The 13,256-nt window shown below is 50.7% G+C and carries 12 protein-coding genes, 3 tRNA genes and 2 pseudogenes; 11 read left to right on the forward strand and 6 right to left on the reverse strand.

From position 1 onward, the window contains the following. A pseudogene (locus ACXJJC_RS00980) lies at positions 1-266 on the reverse strand (hypothetical protein); the annotation flags it as partial. A gap of 80 nt (positions 267-346) precedes the next feature. Then, positions 347-1,138: an alpha/beta fold hydrolase gene (locus ACXJJC_RS00985; RefSeq protein ID WP_456368687.1), complete on the reverse strand. Its 792-nt coding sequence runs from the start codon at positions 1,136-1,138 to the stop codon at positions 347-349. Between the two features lie 104 nt (positions 1,139-1,242). Between ACXJJC_RS00985 and ACXJJC_RS00990 the strand changes: the two genes are divergently transcribed. Both ACXJJC_RS00990 and mtnP read left to right on the forward strand, forming a co-directional pair. Then, entirely contained in the window at positions 1,243-1,944 is a 702-nt protein-coding gene (locus ACXJJC_RS00990) for a phosphoribosyltransferase (protein WP_456368689.1), read from the forward strand. Next, positions 1,944-2,792: an S-methyl-5'-thioadenosine phosphorylase gene (gene mtnP / locus ACXJJC_RS00995; protein ID WP_456368707.1), complete on the forward strand. Its 849-nt coding sequence runs from the start codon at positions 1,944-1,946 to the stop codon at positions 2,790-2,792. The genes ACXJJC_RS00990 and mtnP overlap by 1 nt, the downstream gene beginning before the upstream one ends. Here the strand turns inward: mtnP and ACXJJC_RS01000 are convergent. After that, a complete protein-coding gene (locus tag ACXJJC_RS01000; RefSeq protein ID WP_456368691.1) occupies positions 2,763-3,761 on the reverse strand; it encodes a pyridoxal phosphate-dependent aminotransferase in 999 nt (332 codons plus the stop codon). The two genes, mtnP and ACXJJC_RS01000, sit on opposite strands and share 30 nt — an antisense overlap. A 98-nt stretch (positions 3,762-3,859) precedes the next feature. Next, positions 3,860-4,240, reverse strand: coding sequence for a carbonic anhydrase (locus ACXJJC_RS01005; protein ID WP_456368693.1), 381 nt, complete (start codon positions 4,238-4,240; stop codon positions 3,860-3,862). Positions 4,241-4,338: 98 nt separating this feature from the next. On the opposite strand from ACXJJC_RS01005, the gene ACXJJC_RS01010 reads away from it, so the two are divergent. After that, positions 4,339-4,412, forward strand: a tRNA-Thr gene (locus ACXJJC_RS01010). A gap of 120 nt (positions 4,413-4,532) precedes the next feature. Next, positions 4,533-4,605 (forward strand) — tRNA-Arg (locus ACXJJC_RS01015). Between the two features lie 416 nt (positions 4,606-5,021). On the opposite strand, the gene ACXJJC_RS01020 is transcribed toward ACXJJC_RS01015, so the two are convergent. After that, complete coding sequence (locus tag ACXJJC_RS01020) at positions 5,022-7,097, reverse strand: OB-fold nucleic acid binding domain-containing protein (RefSeq protein WP_456368695.1); 2,076 nt, start codon at positions 7,095-7,097, stop codon at positions 5,022-5,024. Between the two features lie 134 nt (positions 7,098-7,231). On the opposite strand from ACXJJC_RS01020, the gene ACXJJC_RS01025 reads away from it, so the two are divergent. The 7 genes from ACXJJC_RS01025 to ACXJJC_RS01055 all read left to right on the forward strand — a co-directional run bounded on the left by ACXJJC_RS01025 (position 7,232) and on the right by ACXJJC_RS01055 (position 12,879). Next, positions 7,232-7,315 (forward strand) — tRNA-Leu (locus ACXJJC_RS01025). 329 nt (positions 7,316-7,644) lie between these two features. Beyond that, positions 7,645-8,949: an acyl-CoA dehydrogenase family protein gene (locus tag ACXJJC_RS01030; protein ID WP_456368697.1), complete on the forward strand. Its 1,305-nt coding sequence runs from the start codon at positions 7,645-7,647 to the stop codon at positions 8,947-8,949. Between the two features lie 11 nt (positions 8,950-8,960). Further along, entirely contained in the window at positions 8,961-9,707 is a 747-nt protein-coding gene (locus tag ACXJJC_RS01035; protein WP_456368699.1) for an acetoacetate decarboxylase family protein, read from the forward strand. 67 nt (positions 9,708-9,774) lie between these two features. Further along, positions 9,775-10,314 carry a YbhB/YbcL family Raf kinase inhibitor-like protein gene (locus ACXJJC_RS01040; protein ID WP_456368701.1) on the forward strand — a complete coding sequence of 180 codons (540 nt, stop codon included), beginning with the start codon at positions 9,775-9,777 and terminating at the stop codon, positions 10,312-10,314. Positions 10,315-10,364: 50 nt separating this feature from the next. Beyond that, positions 10,365-11,999, forward strand: a complete 1,635-nt coding sequence (locus tag ACXJJC_RS01045) for an aldehyde ferredoxin oxidoreductase family protein (protein ID WP_456368703.1) — start codon at positions 10,365-10,367, stop codon at positions 11,997-11,999. A gap of 80 nt (positions 12,000-12,079) precedes the next feature. Then, the gene (locus ACXJJC_RS01050) at positions 12,080-12,499 is read left to right on the forward strand and encodes a DUF86 domain-containing protein (protein ID WP_456368705.1); all 420 of its coding nucleotides are present in this window, start codon (positions 12,080-12,082) and stop codon (positions 12,497-12,499) included. Beyond that, entirely contained in the window at positions 12,469-12,879 is a 411-nt protein-coding gene (locus tag ACXJJC_RS01055; protein WP_052400187.1) for a DNA polymerase subunit beta, read from the forward strand. Before ACXJJC_RS01050 ends, ACXJJC_RS01055 begins: the two co-directional genes overlap by 31 nt. Before the next feature lie 40 nt (positions 12,880-12,919). Here ACXJJC_RS01055 and ACXJJC_RS01060 read toward each other — a convergent pair. Further along, a pseudogene (locus tag ACXJJC_RS01060) lies at positions 12,920-13,256 on the reverse strand (glyceraldehyde-3-phosphate dehydrogenase); the annotation flags it as partial.

A 13,256-nucleotide genomic window follows, 5' to 3' on the forward strand; every position in this document is an offset into this window, starting at 1 on the left:
TTTGACGCAAATGACATCATGCTCTGACCCCATTCGTGCAGAATGGATACGTCTGTGCCGTTCCGGTCTCTCAGGCCATCGTGACAGAAACACGATGCTGACTGTGCAAAAAGTTCGATTTTCTCCGCCTTCACCGCTTTTGTTGTGGTCTTTTCTGGAGCTGGTTCTGTCTTTTCCGGTTCTGCAGGCTTTTCCGCCGGTTGCTGGCAGCCGGAAACGAAAATTGCAAGAGCAATAAGAACCGCGAAGACCAGAAGTTTCTTCATGTTAAATAATTTTCTCAAAACAGATATTTAAGATTTCTCGAATTATTTCTTCCCTCCAAGAACATCCGCCGGGTGCACATCTACTGCTTTTCGTGGACGTTTTTCAGGAATTCTGTCACGGCCCTGTTGAATTCACCGGGATTCTCCAGCATTGCGAGATGAGCGGCGTTGCTTATCTCTTTTACAGTCGAGCCCGGTACAAGCCTCGATATCTCCAGCCCGAATGCAGGTGGTGTTGTGACGTCATGTTCCGCCGTTATCACAAGCACCGGCACACGCATGTTCGGGAGAACATTTTCGTAATCTGCTTTTGCGAGTTCAGACGTAGCGGCGGTGTACACTTCCCTGCTGTTCTTTCTTATGATGGTCTCAACGAGTTCTTTCAACTCCTCTCTTTTATGATAGAGTGATATTTCGGCTATGAATCTGGCAATCTGGGTCATGTCCGGGCTCGCTTCGAGAATTTTCAGCCTCTGCTCGAACTCCTTTCTCACCTGCTCGGGAAGTTTGTGGAACGTGTTTGCCAGGATGAGGGACTTCACCCTCTCAGGATACTTTCTGTAGAACTCCATGCACACCAAGCCCCCCATGGAGTGACCGAGAATGCTGGCTTTCTCAATCTCAAGGTGGTCCATAAGGTTGCGAACGTCATCTGCAAATCCCTCAATTGAGACCTTCTCCGGAGCATCCGACATTCCGAAACCCCTGAGGTCGAGTGCGATGACCCTGAATTCTTCAGAGAAGTCTTCGAGCTGGGCAGTCCATGCCTCGATGCATCCACCGAGACCGTGGACGAGAATGAGTGGTTCGCCCTCACCCATATCAAGGTATCTCAGCTTCAGTCCAGCAGAGTCGAAAAACCCAAATATCATGATAATATGTTTCAATTTCCTGACATTTAAACTTTCGGAGACCGGTGGGCTGGATGGACAAAAAACATTATATTTCAGATGCATTAGATTGGGAGGGTGATAAGGTGGATGCTTTTCCTGATAAGTTCAAGTGCGTTGTGACAAACTGGGAATACATGGACGGGCTCTGCAGGAGAGTGGCAGAGCAGATAAGGGAGGATGGTTTTGAGCCGGAAATCATTGTTGCGCTCGCGAGGGGCGGATGGTTTGCTGGCCGGGTTTTATGTGATTTGCTCGGCCTTGATGACCTGACGAGCCTGAAAATTGAGCATTATGTCGGCACTGCAAAGCAGAGCGGAGAGGTCAAGATAAAGTATCCCCTGCCCGAGGACAGCGTTAAGGGCAAAAGGGTGCTGATAGTTGACGACATAGCCGACACGGGAAAGAGCCTGATGAGGGCCAAGGAGCATGTCGAGGAGAACGGAGCGAGCGAGGTTAAAACCGCAACCCTTCAGCTCCTCTACACCTCCCGCTTCACCCCCGACTACTTCGGCGAGTACATGGAGGAGTGGGCGTGGGTTATCTTTCCATGGAACTTTGTCGAGGACATGATAGAACTGATATCGCGGCTGCTTGCCAAGGACAAGGAAAGGCTGTGGGGCGAGTGGGATATAAAGTGGGGCCTGCACGAGTACCACCAGATTGATCCGATTTATCTTGAAATCGCCCAGCCCAGAAGGTTTTTTGAGGTCATGGATGAGATGGAGAGAAGGGGAATTGTCGAGAGAGTGACTAAGGACGAGAAGACCTTCTGGAGGCTGAAATGATGAAAGCTGAGATTGCCATAATTGGTGGTACCGGAGTGTATGATAGCGATGCGTTCGAAAACGTTCAGGAAGTCGAGATTGAAACTCCATTTGGGCGACCATCGGATAAGATTCTGATCGGAGACTTCGAAGGCAGGAAGGTTGCTTTTCTCCCAAGACACGGGAGGGGGCACGTTTACTCTCCCACAAACCTGCCATACAGGGCCAACATCTACGCTCTCAAAAAACTGGGCGTCAGCAGGATCATAAGCATTGCAGCAGTTGGCTCGCTGAAAGAGGAGGTAAGGCCACTCGACATCGTCATTCCCGACCAGATTTTCGACAGAACGAAGCACAGAAAGGACACCTTTTTCGAGGAGGTTGTAGTTCATGTTGGCATGGCCGAACCGTTCTGCGGGGAGATGAGGGGTGTGGCAATAAGGACTCTTGATGAACTTGGACTTTCGTATCATCCAGAGGGAACATACGTATGCATCGAAGGTCCCCAGTTTTCCACCAAGGCTGAATCGAACGTTTACAGGCAGCTCGGTTTCGACATCATCGGTATGACTGCTCTTCCTGAGGCTAAGCTCGCAAGGGAGGCTGAGATGTGCTATCTGACAATAGCGACGGTCACAGACTACGACGTCTGGAAGGATGAGCCCGTGGATGTAAAGACCGTCCTTGAAAACGCCGCAAAGAATGAGGAAAACGTGAAGAAAATCCTCAGAAAGCTCATTCCAGCTATCCCTGAGAAAAGAGAGTGCGAGTGTGGGGATGCTCTTAAATTCGCGATAACCACGAGTCCCGATAAAATCACGGACGAGGCGAAAGAAAAATTAGGCATTTTCCTGAACAAATACCTCTAATTCTCTCAGCAAAATCCTGTTTTCATCTCTTTTTTTGACAGCGATTCTGAAGTGGCTGTCGGTGAGCCACCTGAAGTCGCTGCATGTCCTTATCAGAATGCTTTTCCGCTCCAGGAACTTGAAGATGTCTTCCGCATGAAATTCACCTTCGCACAGCAGGAAGTTGGCTTTACCCCGGCACTCAAAACCAAGTTTTCTAAGGCTCCGTACCAGATGTCTCCGTTCCGTTTTTATTCTTGCTCTGACATGCCTCGAGAATGTTCCCAGCCTTGGCAGATATTTTTCAGCCACGAACTTTGCAACCCCGTTGACGCTCCACGGCATCCTTGTGTCATGAAACTTTCTTGCATACTCCTCGGGAAAGCATCCGTATCCGAATCTCAATCCCGGAATACCGAGAATTTTCGTGAGAGATCTAATCTGAAACGCATCAACGTCATGGGGCTTTACAAAGTCTATGAATGCCTGATCGACCATCAGCTTCACGTTCCTTCTCTGACATGTCTCGGATATTTCCTCCATCACGGCTTTTCTGAAAAACTCTCCGGTGGGGTTGTTGGGGTTGCAGATCACGATCCCTTCGGGACTTCTGCTTTCTATGAACTCCAGAATTCTTTCGACGCTCCATGGGACATTGTAGACTCTGAGACCGTAGATTCTGGCGAACCTCTCGTATTCGGTGAATGTTGGCTGGACTATGGCCACATCTTTCCTCAACATTCTGAAGAAGAATTCGATAAGCTCGATTGAGCCGTTTCCGAAAACGACGTTTTCTGAATCCCATCCGGTGGAGTTGGAGATGACTTCAATCAGAGACCTGTAGCTGTTCTGGGGGTAGTAGTACGCACTTTCAATGGCTTCAATGAGATTTTCGTGCAGGTCTCTCGGCCTGAACGGGTTGATGTTTGAGGCAAAGTCCAGCGGTTTCAACCCCATCTTCAGGTATTTTTCGTAGTAATCTCCGTGCACAGCTTTTCTTGGGCAGGGGTGTGATAAGCTTTTTCAAATGTGTGGATGCTGTCAAGCTGCAGTAACCTTGTTGCCTCTGCTTTGCCGGCTGAGGTATTTCATGGCAATTCAGACCGGAAAACAACCTCGACTTTGAACTCCTCATTGACCCATAATCCCACCACTTCCGCACTCTTGAAATGCTTTTTCAGTTTTTCAACCGCAGTTTTTAGCTGTTCAATCTGCTGCTCCTTTTCCACCGGATTTCCGGCACAGTCATGATGTGCCACAACCGCGATCGCGCTTGCTCTGTGCCTTTCCACGGAAACTTTTATTTTTTCGATAAGTTTTTCAGGACTTTTTTCACACTCAAATAGCTTCACGATTCCGGGCTCGGTAATCATGTCAACAAAATCGACTTCAAAGTTTTTCCTCATCCATTCTATAACTGGAATCTGCGTTCTTCCGTCAATGCAGTTCACGGCACAGCCAAATTTCATGCTCTGGCTCTGTTAAACTCTCACTTAAATTTTGCCTCATAACGGGTTCCAGCAAGCACCGCAATGCTTAAATTCAATTTATTGGACAGTGGATTGCTGCCGCCGTAGCTCAGCTGGTCAGAGCGGGTGACTTGTAATCACCAGGCCGCGGGTTCGAATCCCGCCGGCGGCTTGTGGGTTTTTTGAGGTGTGCCGGGCAGATTGCCATCCGAAATCCTTTTCTAACTGACCGGCGATTTTGCTCAAGCCCACTGGATCTTGGGCACACATGTTCCTGATGGGCTGAGAATGTGCCCCGGTAGGGTAGCTGGATATCCTCGGGGGCTGCGGACTCCCGGACCCGGGTTCAACTCCCGGCCGGGGCACATTTACTTCGTGTTTTAGTCCCTACCGTAGGCACTGTCAAAATAACCACCTCTTCACATTATACAACCAAACAAAACCCTCCAGCCAACTTTGAATGGAATCGAAGGAACTGTAGTACGGAAACCTGCTAAAGCCTTTCGATCCTGCTTTTCAGGAAAACCTCTTACTGAATTCCTTGAAGATGGTCCGCAGAAGTAGGGCAATACTGAGAGGATTTTTGTTCTGTCTTTTTCTTGTTTTTGCTAAAGAGTTTTTAGCCCTGATCCCTTCTATTATCTGGGTTGCTGTGGGGCGCATGTGTTTTATTTTGTGTTTTTATTTTTTAATGTTATTCCTTACAGTGCCAAGCCGTAGTGGTATGACGGGCTGCATTTATGGAAACACGGTTCTCCTGAAAAAGAGAACTGTGGAAGAGTCATATGCTCCCGATTTTCGCTGCAAGCTTGGCGAGAACGTCTTTTCTTTTCGCCTGGATGAATTTGAGACTGCCTACGACCAGGTGGCCTCCACCGTCCACCCCTGCGTTTATCTCCTCCTGAAGCTCTCTGACGATCCTCGGTATGTCCAGATTAACTCCCTCGCTCCTTATCACTGCAAAATCCGGACCGTAGCCTATGGTTACGATTTTTTCGTACTTTTGCTTCAGCCTGTCGTGGACCTCTCCGGTGAGCTTGCCCGGGGGCGGAAACGTGAACTTCTTGGCGTAGTTCTCCACGTCGAGGGCGGCCAGCGCTATTCCGTTCGGAAGAATCTGGACCCTCACACCGTCCATTGCTGTCTTCAGGTTTTCCTCAATTGCTTTTTTGGCATGGGATGAGAGCGTGGAAACGAGGCGGTGCATTCTGTCCTTTCTTCCGAACCCGAGTATCTCGTGAACAACCTGGCTCGCCGGCCTGAATCTGAGGAAAAATCCCTCAAATTCGAGGGCAAGCCCTATGTCGAAGAGCGTGTCTCTCTCGTACCCAGAAAGCTCTATGTATTTTTCCACCTCCCCTTCCGCCCGGTCTGCAACCACGGACACGGCAGGAAGTATCTTCAGGTCTCTATCGGTAATCATTCTCGCTATTTCGGTGCACAGAACCCCGGATGTGTAGTTGCTGTCCCCTCCGACCTTGTGAGGGTTCACATGGTGAAGCAGGTATCTGTCCACTTCATCGTCCGGATAGTGGTGATCTACTGTCATCACGTCTGCTCCGAAAATCAGCATCTGCTCGATTGCTGGTATGTCCTCCTGACCAGACCCGTTATCGACGAGGACGACGAGCGGGATCTTATCTCCGAACTTCGCCATGTCTTCGAGACTCTCATCGAGGTCCTTAACCACGTCTTCAAGCTCGTAGAATGGGGCCCTCGACACCTTCCTCCTGACCAGATAGTTCTTTGCGTCCGGGTCAGGGTGAACTCTTTCGATGTAATCGAGCAGCGCTATCTCGAGAGCAACGCCACCACAAACGCCATCAGCATCCCAGTGGTGGCGGATAATTATCGGTCTCGATTCCAGCACGGCCTTTCTAAGCTCTTTCGCCACAGCCATCATTCCGTCCTTCAGCCTTTCCAAAACCTCACTCTCAATCAGGAATCCCCTGAACTCTGGTTCTGCCTTCTTCTCAAGTTCTCTCTCGATCAGCCTCTCTATCTCACTTGCGTCTTTTCCGAGGAGCCTCTCCATTTCGAGGACTTCCAGCTGAAGTTTCGCGTCTCTTCTCTTGACTATTCCGATTATCCTCACAACGTGCCCTGGCTCTATTTCGGGGTAGGCTCTTTCTCCAGCCTCGAACGCAGCGGCGTTGATCAAGCCCGTCTCATCTGCAATCGTGAATATCGTCGGTCCACCTGTGAGCTTGACGTGTTCGACTTTTCCTCTCACCTCGACCATCTTTCCAACGGCATTTTCAAGCTGGGCAATCTTGAAAAGGGGTGCGTCTTTGGAGACCTCGACTATGCTGTAATCCCTGTTCTCTCCGAGAACGAGATCTATCTCTCCAGTCGGCCTTATGTTCTCGACCTTGACGAACACCCTGTCATTTTCGCTCAGCCTGGCCCTCCCGATGTTCCTCCTGTGGATGAGTCCTCTGAGCCTCTTGTTTAGGTTCACGAAAACACCTATGTCGGTCACTCCAGAAACCCTGCCAACGTAAATCCTGTTAATCCTCACATCCTCCAGACCGCAGCTGTTTTTCAGCAGGTAGGCGTGGGGTTTTCTCCTGCACTCCGGACAGAGGTCGTGGTCTCCAACAACCCTCTTACCGCAGATCCTGCACTTCCCTGCCTTCCCGGTTCCGTTGCACGTTTTGCAAACTTCCATTCTCCTTACCTTTCCCGTTCCCCTGCAAGCTCCACACACACCCTGCAGAAACATCTTCAGCTGCTCATCGCTCAGCTCAGCTGTCAGCTTCGGATCGAAGCTCTTAGCCTTCCCGCTTCCACCACAGATCCTGCAGGTCTCTTCGACTTCCACGTAGCCCTTTCCACCGCAATCTTCGCACGTCATCCCGCCTGGAATTTGTGATGTTAGAATAAATAGTTTACACATTCGATGCTCAGCTTTCTACGCCAGCACATGCACACCGCAAATGCTTAAAACCAACCAGCCTACCATAGGCAGGCGCACAAAACTCAACCAACGCGGGGGTTGCCGAGCCAGGAAAAGGCGCAGGGCTTAAGACCCTGTCCCGAAGGGGTCCGCGGGTTCAAATCCCGCCCCCCGCATTGCTTTTCGGTACTGAATGAACTTGATGAGTTTGTGAGGAGGCTGAAGAATGCGGTCTTCTTGCGAAAACATGCCGGAAGTCGTTGTACACAGAAGACTCTGACATGTGTGAGTTCTGAGGATGCTGTGATCTGATTGCAGGAACTGGCCTTTCAGCGAGAGGGTAGCGTAAATGGGTTCTCACCTCTGCTGAAGAGAAGAAATTGTGTGCTCGTTGTCGTGCACACCTTCAGCAGTCTCCTTTGATTTCGTAAAGGCTTGATTGAGAATGTCTCAAATCGAAAATATTCAGTAAAAATAATTATAAATTCCCGCGTCAACTACACATATGGGCAAATTTCTCGACCTCGACGAACTCGCCGAGGAGGACAGGCTTCTGAAGGAGGAGGTGCATCGCTTCGCCTTGGAAGTCATGAGGCCCGCATCGATAGAGCTGGACAGAATGGATCCAGAGGAGAGGGTCAAACCGGATTCTCCGTACTTCAGGGTCTTCAGAGAGATGAAAAAGCTCGGATACCACAGGATAACAATTCCGGAGGAGATGGGCGGTGTTGAGCTGACACCTCTGCAGAGATACATGATAATGGAGGAGCTCGGATGGGGGAGTCTCGGGCTTGCAACGGCCATAGGTGTTGACCAGATTCCCTTTGCCTGTGCAGCCCTCTTTGGTCCACCGGAAATTTATGATGAGCTTGTGGTTCCCTGGCTTGAAGACCGGGATGGCAGATTCCACGGCTGCTGGGGAGTTACAGAGCCAGAGCACGGCAGCGATTATTTGATTGCCCTCAGGGAGGATGAAGACCTTGTGAGGAAGTTCGGTAAGGGCAACGTTACTGCTGAAAAGGATGGAGACGAGTGGATAATCACCGGCCAGAAATCTGCATGGGTCTCTTCAGCTCCAGTGGCCACACACTGCGGACTGCATGCGCAGCTGAAAGACGGAAAAACTCTGCTCGATGGGCTGTTCTGCATCGTTCCTCTCGATGCGGATGGGGTGAGAAAGGGAAAACCTGCTGACATGCTCGGAATGCGGGATGACCCTCAGGGAGAGCTGTTCTTCGAGGGGGTGAGGATTCCTGAAAGCCATGTTGTTGTTGCACCCGGCTTTTTCTACGGTGTGTTTCTGGATCAGCTTCTCTGCCTGACGAGCTGCGGGATGGGTGCTTTCGCGGTGGGACTTGCGAGGGCTGCATTCGAGGAGGCTCTGAATTACGCAAGGAAAAGGGTCCAGGGAGGAGTGCCCCTTGTCAGACACAAGAATGTAAAGCTCAGGCTGTATGAGATGTTCGAGAAGATTGAGACTGCTCGATACTACGTCAGAAAGGTTACCGAATACACGCACCGCAGAATAATAGATGAGAGGACCGCCGATGCCTCCCCGAGGCATGCGAGGGCCGCCCAGATATACGCGAAGAGGGTAGCCTTCGAGGTTGCAAACGACGCTCTGCAGATATTTGGCGCCTACGGGCTGAGCAGGGAGTTCATAATTGAGAAGCTATTCAGGGATGCGAGGGCTTTGCAGATTGAGGATGGGACCGTGGAGGTGCTGAGCCTTGAGGCTGTGGAAGATGTTGTTGCGAATTACGAAAAGGAGTATTACGATGCAGGACATGTTGAGAGATGGTATGAATAGGGGGAGTGATTATGCTGAGAGGAATACCGTTTGATTCACCTCTTTACGAGGTGGACGAGGATAGGGGGATAGAGTACGTGAACTGCGAGGCAATTACGGCCTTCTTTACCATAAAAGTAGATGTTTCAGAAATTCTGCCTGAAGGGCTGAAACCATACAGTGATCCACCGCAGGGAGGAGTGTGGATCTCGCATTACTCCTTCAGCACCCTCGGAGAATATTTTGAATTCATAAGCACGGTGCAGGTGGAGGACGAGGATGGTGAGATGGGGTACTACATCCCGTACATCTACGTTACAAACGACGCTGCCATGGCTGCTGGCAGGGAGCTGGCAGGAGCGCCGAAAAAGCTTGCCAGAATCGAGCTGAGCAAGGACTGTGATACGATTCAGGGAACTCTCGAACGTCCTGAGGGCAGGAGGCTCGTGACATTCACCATGAAACCGTCCGCGAGGGCTACGGGGGAGCTGATAGATCTGGTGCTGCCCAGGCCCACGTATCTCTACTCGGTCAGGCACCTTCCACCGATAAGAGGGAAGGGCGGCGTTACCCAGCTCGTCAGGTGGTATGCCGAGATTGACTTCCACAGTGATGCGAACGGAGAGAGGGTGATCTTTACAGGCCCTGGAAGTGTCAGCTACGACATGCCCTCGGCAGTAGACCCTGTTCACAGGATTGAGATTGACGAGATAATGCTTAGCATCTACTTCCGGTTCGACATGAAGCTGGGCTTTGACGACATTGTGAGGGAATACTGAGCTGATGGGCTTTCGAGATGCTTGAAAACCTTTATTTTTCATCAGCTGGCGTCATCGGAGGGAGAGCATGAAGCGTGTGCTTGTGCCTGTGGTTCTCCTTGCGGTACTGCTCTCTGGATGCTCCGCTGAGGAAAAGAAAGTAGAGGGGAAACTCATTGTTAAAAGCGCATTTGGTGATGGAAGTGAAATTCCCGGAAAGTACACATGTGATGGAATGGACGTAAACCCGCCCATCCACATCGAGGGGCTTGAGAGCGAGGTGAAGAGTCTGGCAATAATTGCAGACGATCCCGATGCACCATCCGGTGTGTTCACCCACTGGATTGCCTGGAACATCCCGGTAACGAATGAAATTCCGGAGAACATCCCGAAGATGGGAGCTGTTGACAGACCGGTAAAAATGGTTCAGGGCGTAAACGATTTTGGAAAACTTGGCTATGGCGGCCCATGCCCTCCCGAAGGCCAGAAGCACCGGTATTTCTTCAGGATTTATGCCCTCGACACAGTGCTCGATCTGAACCCTGGGGCGAGCAGAGAAGAGCTGGAAAAAGCAATGAAGGGTCACGTGATTCAGTACGGGGAGATCTACGGGGTTTACGCAAGGTAGACCTTAAGCCAGGGCCATGATTTATCTATGAGTTTTTTCAGTAATTCATCATGAACCTTGCCCGTGTGGATCTGAGCAGCAGGGATGTCAGGGTCTTGGAAATTCCGGAGAGCGTTGAAAGGGAGCTGATAGGCGGGAAGGGTATTGCCACCAAGCTTCTGCTCAGCATTCCAGAAAAAGCAGACCCCATGTCCCCAGAAAACGCGATAATCTTTGCTGTAGGCCCTGTTAACTCCTTCAGACTGTCCGGAGCTTCCAGGATGACCGCGGTTTTCAAATCCCCCCTCACAGGTGGGTACGGGGAGAGTCAGTGCGGCGGTTTTGCGCCTCATGAGATGGCACTGACGGGAATTCACTGCCTCATGCTGGAGGGCAGGAGTGAAAGGCCAGTCTATCTGGTTGTCGAGAACGGAAGTGTCGGGATAAAGTCCGCAGACCACCTCTGGGGGCTCGATGCGTTCGAGACTGAAGAAGCGCTAAGGAAGGATGAGGGCGGGGAGGTCATCGCCATCGGACAGGCCGGAGAGAACCTGGTCAGGTTTGCATGCATAACTCACAGGAGGGGCAGGCAGTTTGGAAGGGCTGGCGGAGGAGCGGTTCTCGGCTCGAAGAGGGTGAAGGCCATCGTGTTTAAAGGAGACGGGGAGAGCAGGGTTGACAGGGAGTTCGAGAAGTTTCTTGACGGGCAGGTGATCTCAAAGCTATCCGCTCTGCAGAAATACGGGACGCCAAACATCATGTGGCTGGTGAACAAATCGAAGAGCCTGCCTTCGTACTACTGGGAGAGATCCGAGTTCGACATTGAGAGCATTGACGCGGAGGAGATGCTCAGGTACTTTGTCAGGAGAAACGCTTGCTTTGGATGCAGGGTTGCCTGCGGGAGGATAAGCAGGACTGATAAGGCCGAGGTTGAGGGGCCTGAATACGAAACCCTCTACGCATTCGGCTCCCTGCTCGGTAACCATGATCTGGAATCCATAATTGAAGCCAATGAACTTGCGGACAGACTTGGAATGGACACCATATCTCTCGGCAATGCTATCGGCTTTGCAATCAGGCTCAGCAAGCTTGGAAAGCTCGACGAGGCGCTGGACTTTGGTGAAGGAAACAGATACGTGGAGCTCGTCAGGAAGGTCGCTTTCAGGAAGGGCATTGGAGACCTACTGGCAGAAGGTGTTGCAGGGATGGAAAAGCTAACAGGAGTTGAGGGCGTGCATGTGAACGGACTTGAACCTCCGGCCTACGATCCAAGAGGAATTTTCGGCATGGCGCTGGCATACTCAACATCGCCAAGAGGAGCGTGTCACATGAGGAGCTGTGCCTACAGGCCAAACCTTGCAGGGCAGCTGGACAGACACTCTCCAGAAGGGCAGGCGAGGCTGGTTAAGGAGTTTGAGGATTTCTATGCGGTTGTTGACAGCTTAGTTTACTGCCGCTTCCTCACGCTGCCGCAAATAGGGATGGGCTGGGAGGACGTGGCAAGGCTGCTGAAGATTGCCACTGGTAGGGAGTACACCACAGGCCAGCTGAAAGCAATCGGCCATAAGATCCACAGCATGGCGTGGGAGTTCAACAGAAGGGAGGGGGTCGAGTATGGAAGGATGCCTTCCAGGTTCTTTGAGTACGGGCTGAGCAGAGAGGACTTTGAGAGGATGCTTGGAGAATACAGAAAACTCAGGGAGTGAGCTTCAGCACTCTCGGCCTGCCATCATCTCTCCTGCCTGCATCAAAAAGCCCAAATACTAAGGGTTTGCAAATTAAGGTTGTGAACGAAAAGAGGGTAGCAAGATATCTTGACAAGCTGGAGCATATGAAAGAAAGGATTGAAGATGTTATTGCGTGGATCGATGAGGCAGAAGAAGATAAGAAATCAAGACTTGCAGTTTACAAGGCCTTTCAGGAAGCAGTTGAGGCTGCCTGTGATCTCATATCCATGTTTCTGAAGGACTCAGGGTATCCGCCAAAAGACGACTACTCCAACTTCGAAAAATGGGGAGAACTGGCTGACAGGAGAATATCTGACTGCCTGAAGGTGGCAAATGGTTTGAGAAACAGGCTCGTTCACCATTACAACGGGCTCGATGATAAACTCGCTCTCGATTCGATGAGGGACATCATACCCTGTCTTGAGGAATTTATTCAGGTGATGGGGTCATGGCTGGAAGAGAAATTGCAGAGCATGTAGCAAGGGATTTTGAATTTCTCAAAGATAGAGTGCTTGCGGTTCTGATTTTCGGTTCGGCAGTGAGTGAAGCAGAAGCGAGAGATGTGGATGTGTGCATTGTCGCCCCCAATGGTTTTGACATCAGGGAAGTTTTCATGAGGATAGATGTCACCGGAAAGAATTACGATGTATGGCTCTTCGAGGAGCTGCCGCTCTACATGAAGATGGAGGTTATCTTAAACCACGTGGTTGTGCACTGCAAGGACATTTTAGAGCTTTACGAGTACTTTTACTTTTTCAGAAAGCTGTGGAAGGATCAGGAGAGAAGAAACCGGTTGACAAAAGAGGAAATTGGAGAAATGCTTAGAGCATTCTCAGGAACACAGAGGAGGTCAACGTAAACCCAGGCGATTCTCTTCAGAGGTTAAAAAAGAAAGTGGGTCAGACAATCCCAAGCGTCCTGTTCGTCTTCTTCATACTCTCCCATTTGTCGGCAAGCTCAAACATCGCCCTTATTGCGTCGATGTTCTCTGGCACAACTATTGCCTCCTGATGGATGGCCTGGGTTATGTAAAGCTCTCCATCGTGGAAGTTGATGCTTTCTCGCCATACAGCGTTCTCGAAGAGGTCGTAGCGGAGTCTGTACTCTCTCGCGAACTCGATTATCTTTGCTGTCGAGGTGAAACCATCCTCTTTCGAGAAAAGCATTATCCTCGGCTCTTCCTCGAATCTGGCTATCACGTCATCAACACTCACGTCTCCATCGATCTCCACGGCT

The sequence above is a fragment of the Geoglobus sp. genome (assembly GCF_054018175.1).

Bases quoted from the DNA above. Each gene is read 5' to 3' on its own strand.
- mtnP (WP_456368707.1), top strand. From the start codon at position 1,944: ATGAAAGCTGAGATTGCCATAATTGGTGGTACCGGAGTGTATGATAGC.
- ACXJJC_RS01045 (WP_456368703.1), top strand. From the start codon at position 10,365: ATGAACCTTGCCCGTGTGGATCTGAGCAGCAGGGATGTCAGGGTCTTG.
- ACXJJC_RS00985 (WP_456368687.1), bottom strand. From the start codon at position 1,138: ATGATATTTGGGTTTTTCGACTCTGCTGGACTGAAGCTGAGATACCTT.
- ACXJJC_RS01020 (WP_456368695.1), bottom strand. From the start codon at position 7,097: ATGACGTGCGAAGATTGCGGTGGAAAGGGCTACGTGGAAGTCGAAGAG.
- ACXJJC_RS01030 (WP_456368697.1), top strand. From the start codon at position 7,645: ATGGGCAAATTTCTCGACCTCGACGAACTCGCCGAGGAGGACAGGCTT.
- ACXJJC_RS01040 (WP_456368701.1), top strand. From the start codon at position 9,775: ATGAAGCGTGTGCTTGTGCCTGTGGTTCTCCTTGCGGTACTGCTCTCT.
- ACXJJC_RS01035 (WP_456368699.1), top strand. From the start codon at position 8,961: ATGCTGAGAGGAATACCGTTTGATTCACCTCTTTACGAGGTGGACGAG.
- ACXJJC_RS01005 (WP_456368693.1), bottom strand. From the start codon at position 4,240: ATGAAATTTGGCTGTGCCGTGAACTGCATTGACGGAAGAACGCAGATT.
- ACXJJC_RS01055 (WP_052400187.1), top strand. From the start codon at position 12,469: ATGGCTGGAAGAGAAATTGCAGAGCATGTAGCAAGGGATTTTGAATTT.